The following is a 13,633-nucleotide window of genomic DNA, read 5'->3' as shown; positions in this document are numbered from 1 at the left end:
TCGTGCTGCGCTGCAGGAGTAACGATTATGGACAGACCCGCCCCCATCGTCACGCCCGTACTGGTTGTCGGGTGCGTCATCATCATGGTCAGCTTCGCGATCCGGGCCAGCTTTGGTGTGTTTCAGATCCCCATCGCGGAGGAATTCGGCTGGGCGCGGGCGGAGTTCTCGCTCGCCATCGCCATTCAGAACCTCGCCTGGGGAATCGGGCAGCCGCTGTTCGGGGCCGTGGCCGAGAAGATCGGCGACCGGAAGGCCATCGTCATCGGCGCGCTGGTCTATGCGGCTGGCCTTGTCATGTCGTCCTTTGCCGAAACGCCGTTTGCGATGCAGGCGTGGGAGGTGCTGGTCGGATTCGGCGTTGCGGGCACCGGCTTTGGCGTGATCCTGGCCGTGGTGGGCCGCGCGTCCAGCGCCGAGAACCGTTCGATGTCGCTCGCCATCGCCACTGCGGCGGGCAGCGCCGGTCAGGTCTTCGGTGCGCCGGTGGCAGAAGCGTTGCTGGGTGTGATGTCCTGGCAGATGGTCTTCGTCGTTTTCGCAGGCGCGGTTCTTGCCGTGCTGCTGACGCTGCCGATGATGCGCGCCCCGGCTGCGGCCTCCAAGGCGGAGCTTGAGGAAACCATGGGTGAGATCCTTGGCCGGGCCTTCCGCGACCCGTCCTTCACCATGATCTTCCTCGGCTTCTTTTCCTGCGGCTACCAACTGGCTTTCGTCACGGCGCACTTTCCCGCCCTCGTGACCGAGCTGTGCTCGCCAATCATGGCGGGGGGCATCCTGTCGGGCATGGGGATCACCACCACCTCCGCGCTGGGGGCCATTTCGATTTCGCTGATCGGGCTGTTCAACATCGCAGGTACGCTGACGGCGGGCTGGTTGGGCAATCGTTTCCAGCGCAAGTACCTGTTGGCGTTCATCTACCTGGCGCGGACCGTCGCGGCGGCGGCGTTCATCATGCTGCCGATCACCCCGGCATCGGTGCTGGTGTTCTCGGCCGTGATGGGCGCGTTGTGGCTGGCGACGGTGCCGCTGACCTCCGGCCTGATCGCGCACCTCTACGGGCTCCGTTACATGGGCACGCTCTATGGCATCGTGTTTTTCAGCCACCAGCTTGGCGGGTTCCTCGGCGTGTGGCTGGGCGGGCGGATGTACGACGTCTTCGGCGACTACACCATGGTCTGGTGGATCGGCGTCGGTGTCGGTGCGTTCAGCGCGTTGGTGCACTTGCCGGTGAAAGAGAACCGCACCACCCCGTCCGCAGGCGCATTGACCGCCTGAACGTCTGCCGAGACTGTCAGGCAGTCTCGGCTTCCAACGTCTCGCGGATCGCCTCGGCCACTTTGTCGGTATGCGTCCAGGGCAGGCCATGACCCGCCCCGTCGATCACCACCTGACGGGCTTGGCGGTTCCACTGGGCAAGCTGTCCCATGGCGCGAAGCGGGATCACCGTGTCGTCGCGTCCCCAGATCACGGTTACGGGCACCTGTGCCGCGTGGAGGGCGCGGTGCGCCTCTTCCGCGGTTCCCCGCAGTGTGCCGCGCAGCGAGGACAAGACCGACCTTACGAATCCGCGCCGCCGCAGTTCCGCGACCTGAAGTCCGGCAATATCGTCGATGCTGCTTTCGGCATCGTCAGCTGACCGGGCGATGCGGGCGAATTGAGTCGGATAGGCCATATGGAACAGCCAGTCGCCCGCCAGCGGCCATTCGGTGCAAAAACGTGCCGTGGCCCCAGACCGGTGCCCCATGCCCGCAGGTGCCAGCAGGATCACCCGGCGCAAGCGGTCGGGGTTTGCGGCCCCCCAATGCGCCGCTATGGCCCCGCCCATGGAGTAGCCCGCAAGAGTAAAATCACCGGTCAGCGCCTCGTGCTCCAGCAGGTCCGACAGTTGTCGCGTGAAGAAGCCGGGTGTCTGTGGGCCCCTCGGGGCATCGGAATAGCCGCGCCCGTAGAGATCGTAGACCAGCACCCGGAATCCCATGGCCACGAGATGCCGTGCCAGCCCGAGCCAGACGTAGGACGGTGTGGTCAGACCGTGCACGCAAACCACAGTCGCGCCGCGCTCGGGGCCGAGCCAATCGTAATGCGTGCGCCCCTGAGACAGTTCGGCGAAGCGGCCCGGCGCCTGCTGGCGGAAGTGAGCGTTGCGCGGTGTCCGGCGAAGTTCGCGCACGGTGGGCAGCCCGGCGAGGGCAAGTGCGGCGAGGGTCGCCGCCGTGCTCACCGCGCTTCGTCGGGCGTCAGAAGCCTATGGGACACCAGCGTATCCGCCCAGCCTTGCGGTCCCTCGAACAGATGTGTGTGCCAGCCGCGCGCAGCGGCAGCCGCGATGTTCTCGGCCCGGTCGTCGGTGAACAGAAGCTTTCCGGGCGCGATGCCGGAGTGCTCTTCGACCATCTCGTAAATACGCGCGTCGGGTTTCGTCACGCCCATGTGGCCCGAGACGTACGCATGGCTGAAGCTGTTCAGGAAACCGTAGACCGGGGTCGCGATGGCCCAGGTCCCGATGCCGAAGTTGGTCAGGGCGAAGGTCGTCACGCCCTTGGCGTTCAACGCGTCCAGCAGGCGGACGGAATGCGGAATCTCGGGTTTGGCCATTTCCAGCCAGTCGTCATGCCACAGGCGGATCTCTTCCTGCCAGCGGGGATACTTCTTTGCCCAGGCATAGATCGTGTCGCGAAAATCGGCGCCCCTGTCGACGACGTCGTTCATCCCGTGCAAGTCGACCTCCGCGAACATCGCGGCGCGGCGGTCGGCCCCGATCTTCGGGTCGTAGTAGCGTTCGGGCTGCCATTCGATCAGCACGTTGCCGACGTCGAAGATCACGGCTTCAATGGTCATCGCTGTTCCTTCACAGCCACGCGCAACGCCCTGTCGAGCGCGTCCAGAAAACGGCTCCTGTCGGCCTTCGTGAATGCCTTGCCACCGCCCTGCCTGAAAGGATCGGCCGCGCGCAGATCGGCAGCCAGGTCCCGCATCGCCAGTTGCGCGCCGATGTTGGCGCCGGTCAGCGCAGAGCCGTCGGGCCGCAGCACCTGTGCCCCGGCCTCCACGCATTTCGCCGCCAGTGGGATGTCGTTGGTCACCACCACGTCGCCACGCCCGGCCTGATCGGCGATCCACATGTCCGCCTCGTCGGCACCGGCGGACACCACGACGATGTCCACCAGGGGGTTGCGCGAGGGGCGGATACCGCCGTTCGACACCAGCTTCATCGGCACCTTGTGCCTGGTGGTCACGCGCTCGGCCTCGTCCTTTACAGGGCAGGCGTCGGCGTCGATGTAAAGGGTGGTCACGGTACTCAGCCCAGCATCGCCTCGGCGTGGAAGGCGACGTGGTCCTCCATGAACGACGACACGAAGAAATAGCTGTGATCGTAGCCTTTCTGCATCCGGAAAACACCGTCCTGCCGTTTGGCGGTCATCGCTTCTGCCAGCGCCTCCGGCTTGAGCAGGTCGAGGAACTGGTCATTCGATCCCTGGTCGATCAGCACCGGGCCGTCGAACCCCTTCTCGCGCATCAGCAACGCGCTGTCGTGCTTTTCCCAGGCTGCCTTGTCATCGCCAAGGTAGGCGCCAAGCTGCTTGGTCCCCCAGTCGGATTGTGTCGGGTTGGCGATCGGCGCGAACGCCGAGACGGAGGCAAAGCGGCCAGGCAGGGACATGGCAAGCGTCAGCGCACCGTGCCCGCCCATCGAATGCCCGGTGATCGCCTGCCGCTCAGGATCGATGGCGAAGTTGGCGCCGATCAGCGCGGGCAGCTCCTCGGCCACGTAGTCCCACATGCGGAAGTGCGGCGCCCAGGGCGCCTGTGTGGCATTTACGTAGAAACCCGCGCCCTGGCCGAGGTCATAGGCATCGTCGTTGGCGACACCTTCGCCACGCGGCGACGTGTCGGGGAACACCAGCGCGATACCGTACTCGGCGGCCCATGCCTGCGCCCCGGCCTTTGTCATCGCGTTCTCATGCGTGCAGGTCAGGCCGGACAGATACCACAGCACGGGCACGGGAACGTGCGCCGCCTGTTCGGGCAGGAATAGGCCGAAGGTCATCTCGCAGGACGTGGCGTCGGACTCGTGGCTGTAGACACCCTGAACGCCGCCAAAGCAGCGGTTCTCGGATACGGTTTTGATGGCCTTTGTCATGGCGGCGGCTCCTTTCGAAGGGGTCACTTTGCGCCGTAACGTGCCATGAAGGTGGCGACAGCACCATCCACAATCCGGTCGCGTTCGGATTGGGAAAACTCCGTCTGGAGACCGAACACCGCCTTGGGCCAGAGATCGGCCTTGCACATTTCGGCGAACTGGTCCGAAGCCAGCGCCACGTCGTCGGTGACGATCTCGCCGCGCGTACGGGCCACATCCAGATATCCCGAAAGCGCGCGCTTGGCGATCATCGGCCCGGACTGGTAGAACTGGCGGCCAAGTTCGGGGAAGCGGTCGGCTTCGGCCACGCAGATGCGGAATATCTGTTGTCCGAGGTCCGACAGTATGAAGGTCAGGATGCGGTGCCCGGCCTGGCGCAGAACGTGTTCCGGCGTGTGGGTCATATCGATGGCCAAGAGCGCCTCGTCCGCCTGCTTGCAGCACTGGGCCGAGGTCACCTCCAGAAAAAGCAGGCGCTTGTCGGGGAAGTAGCTGTAGAGCGTCGCCTTGGAGACCCCGGCCTCGCGGGCGATGTCGTCGACGGAGGCACCTTCGAAACCGTCGCGCATGAAGACTTCCTGCGCTCCGGCCAGAACCTGATCGTATTTGCGGCCCTTCCGGATGTCTTGTGCACGATCCCGGGCCGTTTCGTCAGCCCGGGCTTCTGCAGTTCGTCCCGCGGTCATGTGGCCCCTCCTGTGGTAGAAGGCATGTATAAACCGCGCGGTTCAGTTCCGGCAAGTCGCCGCAACTGAACAATGATTACTTGCATTCGGCGGGCTGGCTCAGGATGCAGACCTCGCCCTGGGTCGAGGTTGTGGGTTTCGGACCATTGTCCGGGAAGGTCAGGTTCGGCAGGAACGAGGGGCCCACATCGGCGAACGCGGGTGCAGCGAGTACAGAAGCGGCAAGCAGGGCGGCAGTGACAAGGCGTGTCATGGAGAATCTCCGGCGTTATTTATGAACTGAACGGTTCGGTTTAGATTTGTTGCATTGATCTGCCGAAGTCAAGGGTATGATGCTGCAATGCGGCGAATTGGCCACGCATAGAATTCGTTCTTGCGGCGGGCGCGCCGGCGTATAGTTTAGAACCGATCTAAAGAGAGGTGTGACATGCGGTTTTCGATGCAGCGTCGGCGTTTCAGCGATCTTTCCGAACAGGAAGTGCTGGCCTTGGCGATTTCGTCCGAAGAGGACGACGCCCGAATTTATCGCAGTTACGGCGAAAGGCTGCGCGCCGAGTACCCAGATACCGCCGCGATTTTCGACGGCATGGCACAGGAAGAAGACCAGCATCGCGCCTCCCTGATCGAACTGCACCGTAAGCGGTTCGGCGAAGTCATTCCACTCATCCGCCGCGAACATGTCGCCGGTTTCTATGCCCGAAAGCCCGTTTGGCTGGTGGAGAACCTCTCCCTCGAACGGATCCGCACGGAAGCCGAAGCCATGGAGCGGGATGCCGAACGGTTCTATATCGCTGCCGCGCAGCGCACCACGGACGCCGGAACTCGCAAACTGCTGGGATATCTGGCTGCGGCAGAGGCCGGGCACCAGAAGGCCGCCGAGGCGTTGGAGGACACGCACCTCGATGCCGACTCCCGCAAATCGGAGGACGATCTGGAAAAACGCCAGTTCCTCCTGACCTGGGTGCAGCCGGGACTCGCCGGGTTGATGGACGGCTCCGTCTCGACCCTCGCCCCGATCTTTGCCACGGCCTTTGCGACGCATAACACCTGGACGACCTTTCTCGTGGGTCTGGCGGCTTCGGTGGGCGCGGGGATTTCGATGGGCTTCACAGAGGCGGCCTCCGACGACGGCGCGCTGTCGGGGCGTGGGTCTCCGGTCAAGCGCGGCATCGCTTCGGGTGTGATGACGACGCTGGGCGGTCTGGGCCACGCGCTGCCCTACCTCATCCCGCATTTCTGGACCGCGACCATCGTCGCCAGCATCGTCGTCTTCGTCGAGCTTTGGGCCATCGCTTGGATCCAGAACCGCTTCATGGAGACGCCTTTCCTGCGTGCGGCCTTCCAGGTGGTGCTTGGCGGGGCGCTGGTGTTCGGTGCTGGCGCCCTGATCGGCGCGGGCTAGAGGCGCGCCTCCCGGCCTTTCACATTTGGTATACCATGACTCGCTTGCCCCGTTGGGGGACTGAGGATATGCCGGATGTGACAATTACCGGGAGGAAATAGCCGTGCTCAAGCGTCCGTTTGACAAGACCAAACTGCCCAGCCGTCACGTCACTGAGGGTCCCGCCCGCGCGCCGCATCGCTCCTTCATGTACGCCATGGGGTTGAGCGAAGAAGAGATCCATCAGCCTCTTATCGGTGTCGCGACCTGCTGGAACGAGGCCGCGCCCTGCAACATCTCGCTGAGCCGGCAGGCGCAGGCGGTGAAGCTGGGTGTCAAGGAAGCCTCCGGCACGCCGCGCGAATTCACCACCATCACCGTGACCGACGGCATCGCGATGGGCCACGAGGGGATGCGTGCTTCGCTGGCCTCTCGCGAAGCCATCGCCGATACGGTCGAGCTGACGATGCGCGGCCACTGCTACGACGCGCTTGTGGGGCTTGCGGGCTGCGACAAGTCACTGCCCGGGATGATGATGGCAATGGTGCGGCTCAATGTGCCGTCGGTCTTCATCTATGGCGGGTCGATCATGCCGGGCAAGTTCCAGGGCCGCGACATCACCGTTCAGGACGTGTTCGAGGCCGTGGGCAAGCACCAGGCGGGCGCCAACTCCGACGAGGAACTGCGCGCCATCGAGAAGGCGGCCTGTCCCTCGGCCGGGGCCTGCGGCGGCCAGTTCACCGCCAACACCATGGCCTGCGTGTCCGAGGCCATCGGCCTTGCGTTGTTGAATTCTTCCGGCGCGCCAGCGCCTTACGAAAGCCGCGACCAGTACGGCACCGCGTCCGGCATCGCCGTGATGAACCTGCTGGAGCGCAACATCCGCGCCCGCGACATCGTCACGATGAAGTCTCTGGAAAACGCGGCGCGGGTGGTCGCCTGCACCGGCGGTTCGACCAACGCCGGTCTGCACCTGCCCGCCATCGCACATGAGGCAGGGCTGGAATTCTTCCTAGACGACGTGTGCGAGATCTTCCGCGACACACCCTATTTCGTCGACCTGAAGCCCGGCGGCAACTATGTGGCCAAGGACCTTTACGAGGTCGGTGGCGTTCCGGTTGTGATGAAGGAGCTGCGCGAGGCGGGCCTGATCCACGAGGACTGCATCACCGCATCGGGGCGATCAATGGGAGAGGAACTCGACCTGATCGAGCGCGAGGCCGATGGCAAAGTCATCTATCCCATAGAAACGCCGATCACCAAGACCGGCGGCGTCGTGGGCCTGAAGGGCAACCTCGCCCCGCAGGGCGCCATCGTGAAGGTCGCGGGAATCGCGGCGGAGGACCAGGTGTTCACCGGTCCCGCGCGTGTCTTCGAATGCGAGGAAGACTGCTTTGAAGCGGTCAAGATGCGCGCCTACAAGGAGGGCGAGGTGCTGGTCATCCGCAACGAGGGCCCCGCAGGCGGCCCCGGCATGCGCGAGATGCTGGCTACCACCGCCGCCCTGTCCGGGCAGGGTATGGGCAAGAAGGTTGCACTGATCACCGACGGCCGCTTTTCCGGTGCGACGCGCGGTTTCTGCGTGGGCCACGTCGGCCCAGAGGCGGCGCACGGCGGGCCGATCGCGCTGGTGGAAACCGGCGATGTCATCACCATCAACGCACAGACCGGAGAGCTGTCCGTGGACCTGACGGACGAGCAACTGGCGGCCCGCAAGGACGCTTGGAGCGGGCCGCGGGACACGATCTATGCCTCCGGGTCGCTGTGGAAATATGCGCAACTCGTTGGGGAGACATACAAAGGCGCCGTCACCCATCCAGGTGGCAAGGCGGAGAAACACGTCTACGCCGATCTCTGACGACGATGCGGGGAACGTTCCTCTCGGTCCTTGCGGCGACGCTTTGGCTGGCCGCCTGCGACATGCCGGACGGGGGCCTGACGGCGGCGTCGTCGGGCAGCACACCACCGCCGGAAAAGATCGCCCTCGCGGGGGGCGCCGTCGTGGTGAGGGGGCCGGAAGGTTATTGCATAGATCCGGAAACCTCACGGTCTCGCAACGGACAGGGCGTCGCCGTGATCGCGTCGTGCTTTATACTGTCGGGGGGGCAGACCGGCTACAACGTGCCGCCGGCGATCGTGACGGTAACCGTGGGACCGAAGGACCCGGAGGGCGTCGTGCCGGACCCGGCTGCCTTGGCGAAGGCCGCCGGCGCGCCGTTGCTGGGGGCCTATGAGCAGGACGGGCTTGCGCTGGCCCACCTTGGAGGCGGCGGCGACAAGATGCTGAGCGAGGGCGACAAGCGGTACTGGCGCGGTGCCTTCCTTCAAGGCGGTCACATGATCGGTCTTGCGCTTTACGCGCCGGAGGGCGATGCCCTGGCCGGTCGCGACGGGGCGCGGATGCTGAGGCAGGTGCGTGACCTTATCGTACGCGCCAGTCCGTGAAGGAAGGGTGAAGCCGCCGCGCGGGTGAGTACAAGGAAAAGCATAGGAATATTGTGGTTTTTCGCGTTTATCCGAACGTACGTCTAAGCCATACTGGTTTCCGAACCCGAAACGAACGGTCGTATTCGGAAGATGCAAAAGACGCTCGGGGACACGGCACGGAATGAAAACAGGGCAGCGGCAGGGATTGCTGGACAAGTTGGTCTTTGCCGCGGGTCTGAGGCGCTGGTCGCAGGCGGCGCATGCGGCCCCGGACATGGATATTGCCGCTCTGCGGGAAAGCCGCAACCGGGCCCGGCGCCTCCGCGCCCAGCTCGACCGGCTGATCCACGTCGCGGAAGAGCGGCTGGCCCTGCCGATGATCGGCAATCAGGCCTTTCCGCGCCCGGTCGATGCCGATTGGTCCTGGCGGCCGGAACTGTGGTGCGGGCCGCTGCGGACGCCGGGCATCTCGTCGGTCGAGACGCAAAGCATGTTGGGCGGGGAAGCCACGCTCTTTCACGACTGCGTCCACTCGGAGCTGACTCTGCGCCAGATCCGCAACATGCGGGAGGCGGATCTCGCGGCCTATGGTCTGCGGATGGATGTCTTCCGCTTCGACGGGTCCTACCTGTCGCTGGCCATCGACCTGCCGCAGGAGGCGTCGCAGGGGTTGAAACGCAGCCACCTGATCCGGATCGAGACCATCGTGGAGATGGAGAAACCCCTTGAAATCTTTGCAAGACTGAACATCAAACATGGTCCGAACACGGAACAGATCGTTCGCGAACTGCCGCTAAACGAAGAAGAGATCCACGTCGAATTCGACCTTGCCTACACCAAGCTGAACGAGAAGCGGGTGGAAAAGATCTGGCTCGACCTGATCTTCGAAGGGCCGGAGATGAACCAGGTGATCCTTCGCGATCTGACGTTCAGCCGCCGCAAGCGCGCGGCGCTGTGACCCGCCGGAAGGAGGCCGAAGCATGAGCGCATTCACCCTGACGAAGACACGGTTCCGGGAAGGGCTCTGGGAAGGGGTTCTGAGCACGGAAGGCGCTGCGGCCCCGGACGTCGAAGTGACGCTGAACGATGAGCCGGTGGCCGGTGTGATGGTGACCGAAGTCGCGGGCAAGGCGCGGGAAACGGGCGCGCATTGGTTGTTGCAGGTGCCGGTTCCACCCGAAGCGATCGGCGACGGCGTGCAGACCTTTCTGATCACCGATGCGTCCACGAACGCGGTGTTGCAGAGCTTCTCTCTGATCTCGGGTGAGGCGCTGGGCGACGACATCCGGGCCGAGGTCGATCTGCTGCGCGCGGAACTGGACATGCTGAAGAGAGCGTTCCGGCGGCATTGCCTGGAAACGTCCTGAGGGCCTGATCGTTTCCAATGCGGCTACAATGGCGCCCGGACGGCCATCTGGCCGAACTGGTGAACGCGCGGTAACACCCGGTCTTCTTGCATGGTGCGCCCGGTAGAGTAACGGGGCGCGCGCAGGCCAGATGTGGCGGCGCGGGCGCGTCCGTCCACAAGGGTGCATGAAGATCTTCACTTTGGTTGCCTGGCCGTTACCGGTGAACCGGCCGGTTGAGGCGGTCGAACCGGCCGGTTGGTAACCTTTTGCCTGCGTTGATGCAGCGCGACCGTTGCATCGACAATTTCCGCGTTAACCTTTTTGGGTTTTCCCATGCCGAGGGCATGTAAAACGGGGCAGGCAGATTGACCTTTCCCCGTCCGGGGTTCACGGTGGCGTCAATTCGAAAGGACCCCCCACATGTCACCGATGCGCGGCATTGCGCTGAAGCTGGCCTCCGTTTTCCTGTTTACGATCATGGCCTCCCTCATCAAGGCCAGTTCGAGCGAAGTGCCCGCCGGGCAGGCGGTGTTCTTCCGGTCGTTCTTTGCCATGCCGGTGATCGTCCTGTGGCTGACCCTGCGCGGCGACCTGAGCACCGGTTTCAAGGCGAAACGGCCCCTGATGCACGTCTGGCGCGGACTGGTGGGGGTGACCGCCATGGGCTGCAACTTCGCGGCCCTGGGGCTCTTGCCGCTGCCGGAAGTCACGGTGCTGGGCTACGCGGCACCGATGCTGACAGTGATCCTGGCCGCGCTGATGCTGGGAGAACGCCTGCGCCTTTTCCGGATGTCGGCGGTCCTGCTGGGCCTTGCGGGCGTGACCATCGCGCTGTGGCCGCGCCTGTCGCCAGACGCCTGGAACCATGCTGCCATGATGGGACTGATCTTTATCGGGGTGTCGACGGTCATGCGGGCCCTGGCGCAGATCCAGATCCGCCGCATGGTGTCGAGCGAGGAGACCTCGGCCATCGTGTTCTACTTCTCGCTGACGGCGACGCTGTTTTCGCTGTTGACCGTGCCGTTCGGCTGGACCTGGCCGGGCTGGGCGGTGGTCTGGATGCTGGTGGCTGCGGGGGTTATCGGTGGCGTGGCGCAGATCTTCCTGACGTCTTCCTACAGGTTCGCGGGCGCGGCGGTGCTGGCGCCGTTCGAATACGCGTCGATCCTGTTCGCGGTTTTCTTTGGCTACGCAGTGTTCGACGAGGTGCCGACGGCCAGCGTGCTGATCGGCGCGGCGATCATCGTGCTGGCCGGGGTGCTCATCATCTGGCGCGAACGCCAACTGGGCCTGAAACGAGGGCAGGCGCGTTCGAACATGACGCCGCAGGGGTAAAATCTTCGTTCGAAGATTTTGGCCGCGGGAAGATTTTTCTTCGAAAAATCCTGGGGTTCAGAGATCGAGGGTTTCCGCGATCCGGTAGGCGGGGCGCAGAAGGGCGCGCCTGTGGCGACCCAAGGGGAACCGCTTCGGTGGCTTCGAGAGGAAGCCGGGAAGGTCGATTGGCTGGCCAAGGAGGGCACTGGCCAGTGCGTGGCCCGCAAAGCTGCCCATGGCGACGCCGTTGCCGTGGAATCCCAGTGCCGCGTGAAGGCCCGGGTGATCTGGCACGGCGCCGATGAAGGGGTGGCCGCTGGCCATCAGGCAGACCAAACCGGACCACTCGTGCGTGATCTCCACATCCGCCCAGGCCGGGAAGGCCGTGGCGAAGTCCGTCCGGATGCGTTTCGCGATGGCCGCCTGCTCGGACGGGCGGGCGGTCAGGCCGCCACGCATCCCGAACATCATCCGGCCGTCGGGCAGGCGGCGGAAATAATGCAGCAGGCGGCGGGAGTCGTAGGCCATCTGTGCGGTGGTCCAGCCGGCGTCTTCGGCCTCGGCGTCGCTGAGGGGGCGGGTCAGCAGGATGGAGCTTTGCACCGGCAGGGTGCGCGCGCGGAGCCAGGGGGGCAGATCCTCGGAGGAATACCCGTTGGTGGCCAGGATGACGCGGTCGGCGGTGACGGTCCGGCCATTGACGGTCAGCTGCCATCTGCCATTGCGCTTCAGCGCGGAGACGGGGCTGTCGGCGAAAAGACTTGCCCCCGCGTCGGCGGCGGCCCGGGCGAGGCCCGCGTGGTATTTCGCCGGGTTGAGGGCAAAGCCCGTGGCGCGGGTGAGGGCGCCATGCCACGGCCCGGCCATGCCCTCGGCGGCGAGGTCGCGGCGTTCGGTGAGGCGGGCGGTCGGGTCGGCCTCCGCTTCCTTCCGGAGGGCCGACATTGCGCGCGCGGTGTGGGCCAGTTCCGTCTCGCCATCGGAGTGTGTGTCGGCGTCGATGCCGTGGCTGTCGAGGAAGCCGCGAACATGGGTCACGGCGGCGGTCTGGGTGTCGTGCCAGAGGGCGGCCTGGGCTGCGCCATGGCGGCGGGTCAGGGCCTTTTCGCCCACCAGCGCGCCGCCGATGCAGCAGAAGCCGCCGTTTCGGGTGGAGGCGCCCCAGCCGGGGCTCTCGGCCTCGAACAGCGCGGTGCGGGTGCCGGCCTGCGTCAAGGTCAGAGCGGCGTTCAGCCCGGTGAAGCCGCCGCCGATGATGGCGACATCGGTCTGCAAGGCTGCGTCGAGGCGCGGCCACGCCGGGGGCGTGACCGTGCCGGTCCAGTAGCTGCCGGGATCACGCGTGTAGGCCGCCGGTTCGTAGAGCCGGATCACGAGGTGGTTTCGGCGGCGCGCTCTTCGCGCGCGCGCTGTACGGCGGCCCGTTTGGTCACCAGAGAAGCGGTGATGACGCCGATGGCGACGAAGACGATCAGCAGGGTCGAGAGCGCATTGATCTGCGGGCTTACACCGAGGCGGACGGCCGAGAAGATCTTGATCGGCAGGGTCGTGGCGCCGGGGCCCGTGGTGAAGCTGGCGATCACCAGGTCGTCGAGCGACAGGGTGAATGCGAGCAGCCAGCCGGAGATCACCGCAGGTGCGATGATCGGCAGGGTCACCAAGCGGAAGGCCTCGAACGGGGTGGCGCCGAGATCGAGGGCTGCTTCCTCCAGTGCGGTGTCGAAGGTGGCAAGGCGGGACGAGACCACCACCGATACGTAGCACATGGCGAAGGTGGTGTGCGCCAGCACCACGGTCAGCACGCCACGGTCGAGCCCGATGCCGATGAACAGCAGCAGCAGCGAGAGGCCGGTGATGACTTCGGGCATGACGAGGGGCGCGTAGATCATGCCGGAGAAAAGCGTCCGGCCCCGGAAACGGCCGGTCCGGATCAGCACATGCGCCGCCATGGTGCCGAGGACCGTCGCGATGGTCGAGGAGAAGAAGGCGACCCGCAGCGTGACCCATGCGGCGTCGAGGAATTCCTGGTCGCGGAAGAGTTCGGCGTACCATTGCGTCGAGAAGCCGGCCCAGACGGTCACGAGGCGGCTGGCGTTGAACGAGTAGATGACCAGCACGACCATCGGCAGGTAGAGGAAGGCGAAGCCCAGCGTCAGGGCGGTGGCGTTGAACCAGGAGAAGCGTTTCATGCGGCGGCTCCCGAGCGGTTGGGCCTTGTGTTGCGCGGCTGTGCGGGCGGTCCGTACCGGTGGCGGTCGGAGAGGGGGGCGCTGCCCCCCGCCTTCGGCTCCCCCCAAGGTATTTGTGCCAAGATGAAGCTGCGGGCCGG

General features: G+C 65.2%; 15 protein-coding genes. 7 read left to right on the top strand and 8 right to left on the bottom strand.

Translation table 11 applies throughout. The features are described from left to right. The first annotated feature begins 27 nt into the window (after window positions 1-27). Complete coding sequence (locus tag ABFK29_RS00680; RefSeq protein ID WP_005858240.1) at window positions 28-1,278, top strand: MFS transporter; 1,251 nt, start codon at window positions 28-30, stop codon at window positions 1,276-1,278. A gap of 16 nt (window positions 1,279-1,294) precedes the next feature. Here ABFK29_RS00680 and ABFK29_RS00675 read toward each other — a convergent pair whose 3' ends face one another. The 6 genes from ABFK29_RS00675 to ABFK29_RS00650 form a co-directional block, all read right to left on the bottom strand. Further along, window positions 1,295-2,224: an alpha/beta fold hydrolase gene (locus tag ABFK29_RS00675; RefSeq protein WP_005858238.1), complete on the bottom strand. Its 930-nt coding sequence runs from the start codon at window positions 2,222-2,224 to the stop codon at window positions 1,295-1,297. After that, window positions 2,221-2,841, bottom strand: coding sequence for an HAD family hydrolase (locus tag ABFK29_RS00670; protein WP_005858236.1), 621 nt, complete (start codon window positions 2,839-2,841; stop codon window positions 2,221-2,223). The genes ABFK29_RS00675 and ABFK29_RS00670 overlap by 4 nt, the downstream gene beginning before the upstream one ends. Beyond that, window positions 2,838-3,296 carry a YaiI/YqxD family protein gene (locus ABFK29_RS00665; RefSeq protein WP_005858234.1) on the bottom strand — a complete coding sequence of 153 codons (459 nt, stop codon included), beginning with the start codon at window positions 3,294-3,296 and terminating at the stop codon, window positions 2,838-2,840. The genes ABFK29_RS00670 and ABFK29_RS00665 overlap by 4 nt, the downstream gene beginning before the upstream one ends. Window positions 3,297-3,301: 5 nt before the next feature. Then, window positions 3,302-4,132, bottom strand: coding sequence for an S-formylglutathione hydrolase (gene fghA, locus ABFK29_RS00660; RefSeq protein WP_040604502.1), 831 nt, complete (start codon window positions 4,130-4,132; stop codon window positions 3,302-3,304). Between the two features lie 35 nt (window positions 4,133-4,167). Then, complete coding sequence (locus tag ABFK29_RS00655; protein WP_005858230.1) at window positions 4,168-4,830, bottom strand: TetR/AcrR family transcriptional regulator; 663 nt, start codon at window positions 4,828-4,830, stop codon at window positions 4,168-4,170. Window positions 4,831-4,906: 76 nt separating this feature from the next. Further along, a complete protein-coding gene (locus tag ABFK29_RS00650; RefSeq protein WP_005858228.1) occupies window positions 4,907-5,083 on the bottom strand; it encodes a hypothetical protein in 177 nt (58 codons plus the stop codon). A gap of 174 nt (window positions 5,084-5,257) precedes the next feature. On the opposite strand from ABFK29_RS00650, the gene mbfA reads away from it, so the two are divergent. From mbfA to ABFK29_RS00620, 6 genes are all read left to right on the top strand, one after another. Next, window positions 5,258-6,232 (top strand): iron exporter MbfA, encoded by a 975-nt coding sequence (gene mbfA, locus ABFK29_RS00645; protein WP_040604462.1) that lies wholly within the window; start codon window positions 5,258-5,260, stop codon window positions 6,230-6,232. A 103-nt stretch (window positions 6,233-6,335) separates the two neighbouring features. Then, window positions 6,336-8,069, top strand: a complete 1,734-nt coding sequence (gene ilvD / locus ABFK29_RS00640; protein WP_005858224.1) for a dihydroxy-acid dehydratase — start codon at window positions 6,336-6,338, stop codon at window positions 8,067-8,069. A 5-nt stretch (window positions 8,070-8,074) separates the two neighbouring features. Further along, window positions 8,075-8,656, top strand: a complete 582-nt coding sequence (locus ABFK29_RS00635; protein ID WP_005858222.1) for a hypothetical protein — start codon at window positions 8,075-8,077, stop codon at window positions 8,654-8,656. 163 nt (window positions 8,657-8,819) lie between these two features. Continuing rightward, window positions 8,820-9,596 (top strand): DUF6478 family protein, encoded by a 777-nt coding sequence (locus ABFK29_RS00630; RefSeq protein WP_005858221.1) that lies wholly within the window; start codon window positions 8,820-8,822, stop codon window positions 9,594-9,596. A gap of 22 nt (window positions 9,597-9,618) precedes the next feature. Next, window positions 9,619-10,005: a hypothetical protein gene (locus tag ABFK29_RS00625; protein WP_005858219.1), complete on the top strand. Its 387-nt coding sequence runs from the start codon at window positions 9,619-9,621 to the stop codon at window positions 10,003-10,005. A gap of 402 nt (window positions 10,006-10,407) precedes the next feature. Beyond that, window positions 10,408-11,322, top strand: a complete 915-nt coding sequence (locus ABFK29_RS00620) for a DMT family transporter (protein WP_005858217.1) — start codon at window positions 10,408-10,410, stop codon at window positions 11,320-11,322. A gap of 57 nt (window positions 11,323-11,379) precedes the next feature. Here ABFK29_RS00620 and ABFK29_RS00615 read toward each other — a convergent pair whose 3' ends face one another. Beyond that, window positions 11,380-12,678 (bottom strand): NAD(P)/FAD-dependent oxidoreductase, encoded by a 1,299-nt coding sequence (locus ABFK29_RS00615; protein WP_005858215.1) that lies wholly within the window; start codon window positions 12,676-12,678, stop codon window positions 11,380-11,382. Next, the gene (locus tag ABFK29_RS00610; RefSeq protein WP_005858213.1) at window positions 12,675-13,493 is read right to left on the bottom strand and encodes an ABC transporter permease; all 819 of its coding nucleotides are present in this window, start codon (window positions 13,491-13,493) and stop codon (window positions 12,675-12,677) included. Before ABFK29_RS00610 ends, ABFK29_RS00615 begins: the two co-directional genes overlap by 4 nt. Window positions 13,494-13,633 lie beyond the last annotated feature (140 nt).

Source organism: Sagittula stellata E-37, assembly GCF_039724765.1.
In the GTDB taxonomy this organism is placed as follows: Bacteria; Pseudomonadota; Alphaproteobacteria; order Rhodobacterales; family Rhodobacteraceae; genus Sagittula; species Sagittula stellata.
The sequence above is the reverse complement of the archived record's forward strand: the minus strand, read 5'-3'. Positions and strand labels throughout refer to the sequence as shown.

Coding starts and splice junctions, on each gene's coding strand:
- ABFK29_RS00680 (WP_005858240.1), top strand. CDS start 28: ATGGACAGACCCGCCCCCATCGTCACGCCCGTACTGGTTGTCGGGTGC.
- ABFK29_RS00670 (WP_005858236.1), bottom strand. CDS start 2,841: ATGACCATTGAAGCCGTGATCTTCGACGTCGGCAACGTGCTGATCGAA.
- ABFK29_RS00655 (WP_005858230.1), bottom strand. CDS start 4,830: ATGACCGCGGGACGAACTGCAGAAGCCCGGGCTGACGAAACGGCCCGG.
- ABFK29_RS00650 (WP_005858228.1), bottom strand. CDS start 5,083: ATGACACGCCTTGTCACTGCCGCCCTGCTTGCCGCTTCTGTACTCGCT.
- mbfA (WP_040604462.1), top strand. CDS start 5,258: ATGCGGTTTTCGATGCAGCGTCGGCGTTTCAGCGATCTTTCCGAACAG.
- ABFK29_RS00635 (WP_005858222.1), top strand. CDS start 8,075: ATGCGGGGAACGTTCCTCTCGGTCCTTGCGGCGACGCTTTGGCTGGCC.
- ABFK29_RS00630 (WP_005858221.1), top strand. CDS start 8,820: ATGAAAACAGGGCAGCGGCAGGGATTGCTGGACAAGTTGGTCTTTGCC.
- ABFK29_RS00625 (WP_005858219.1), top strand. CDS start 9,619: ATGAGCGCATTCACCCTGACGAAGACACGGTTCCGGGAAGGGCTCTGG.
- ABFK29_RS00620 (WP_005858217.1), top strand. CDS start 10,408: ATGTCACCGATGCGCGGCATTGCGCTGAAGCTGGCCTCCGTTTTCCTG.
- ABFK29_RS00610 (WP_005858213.1), bottom strand. CDS start 13,493: ATGAAACGCTTCTCCTGGTTCAACGCCACCGCCCTGACGCTGGGCTTC.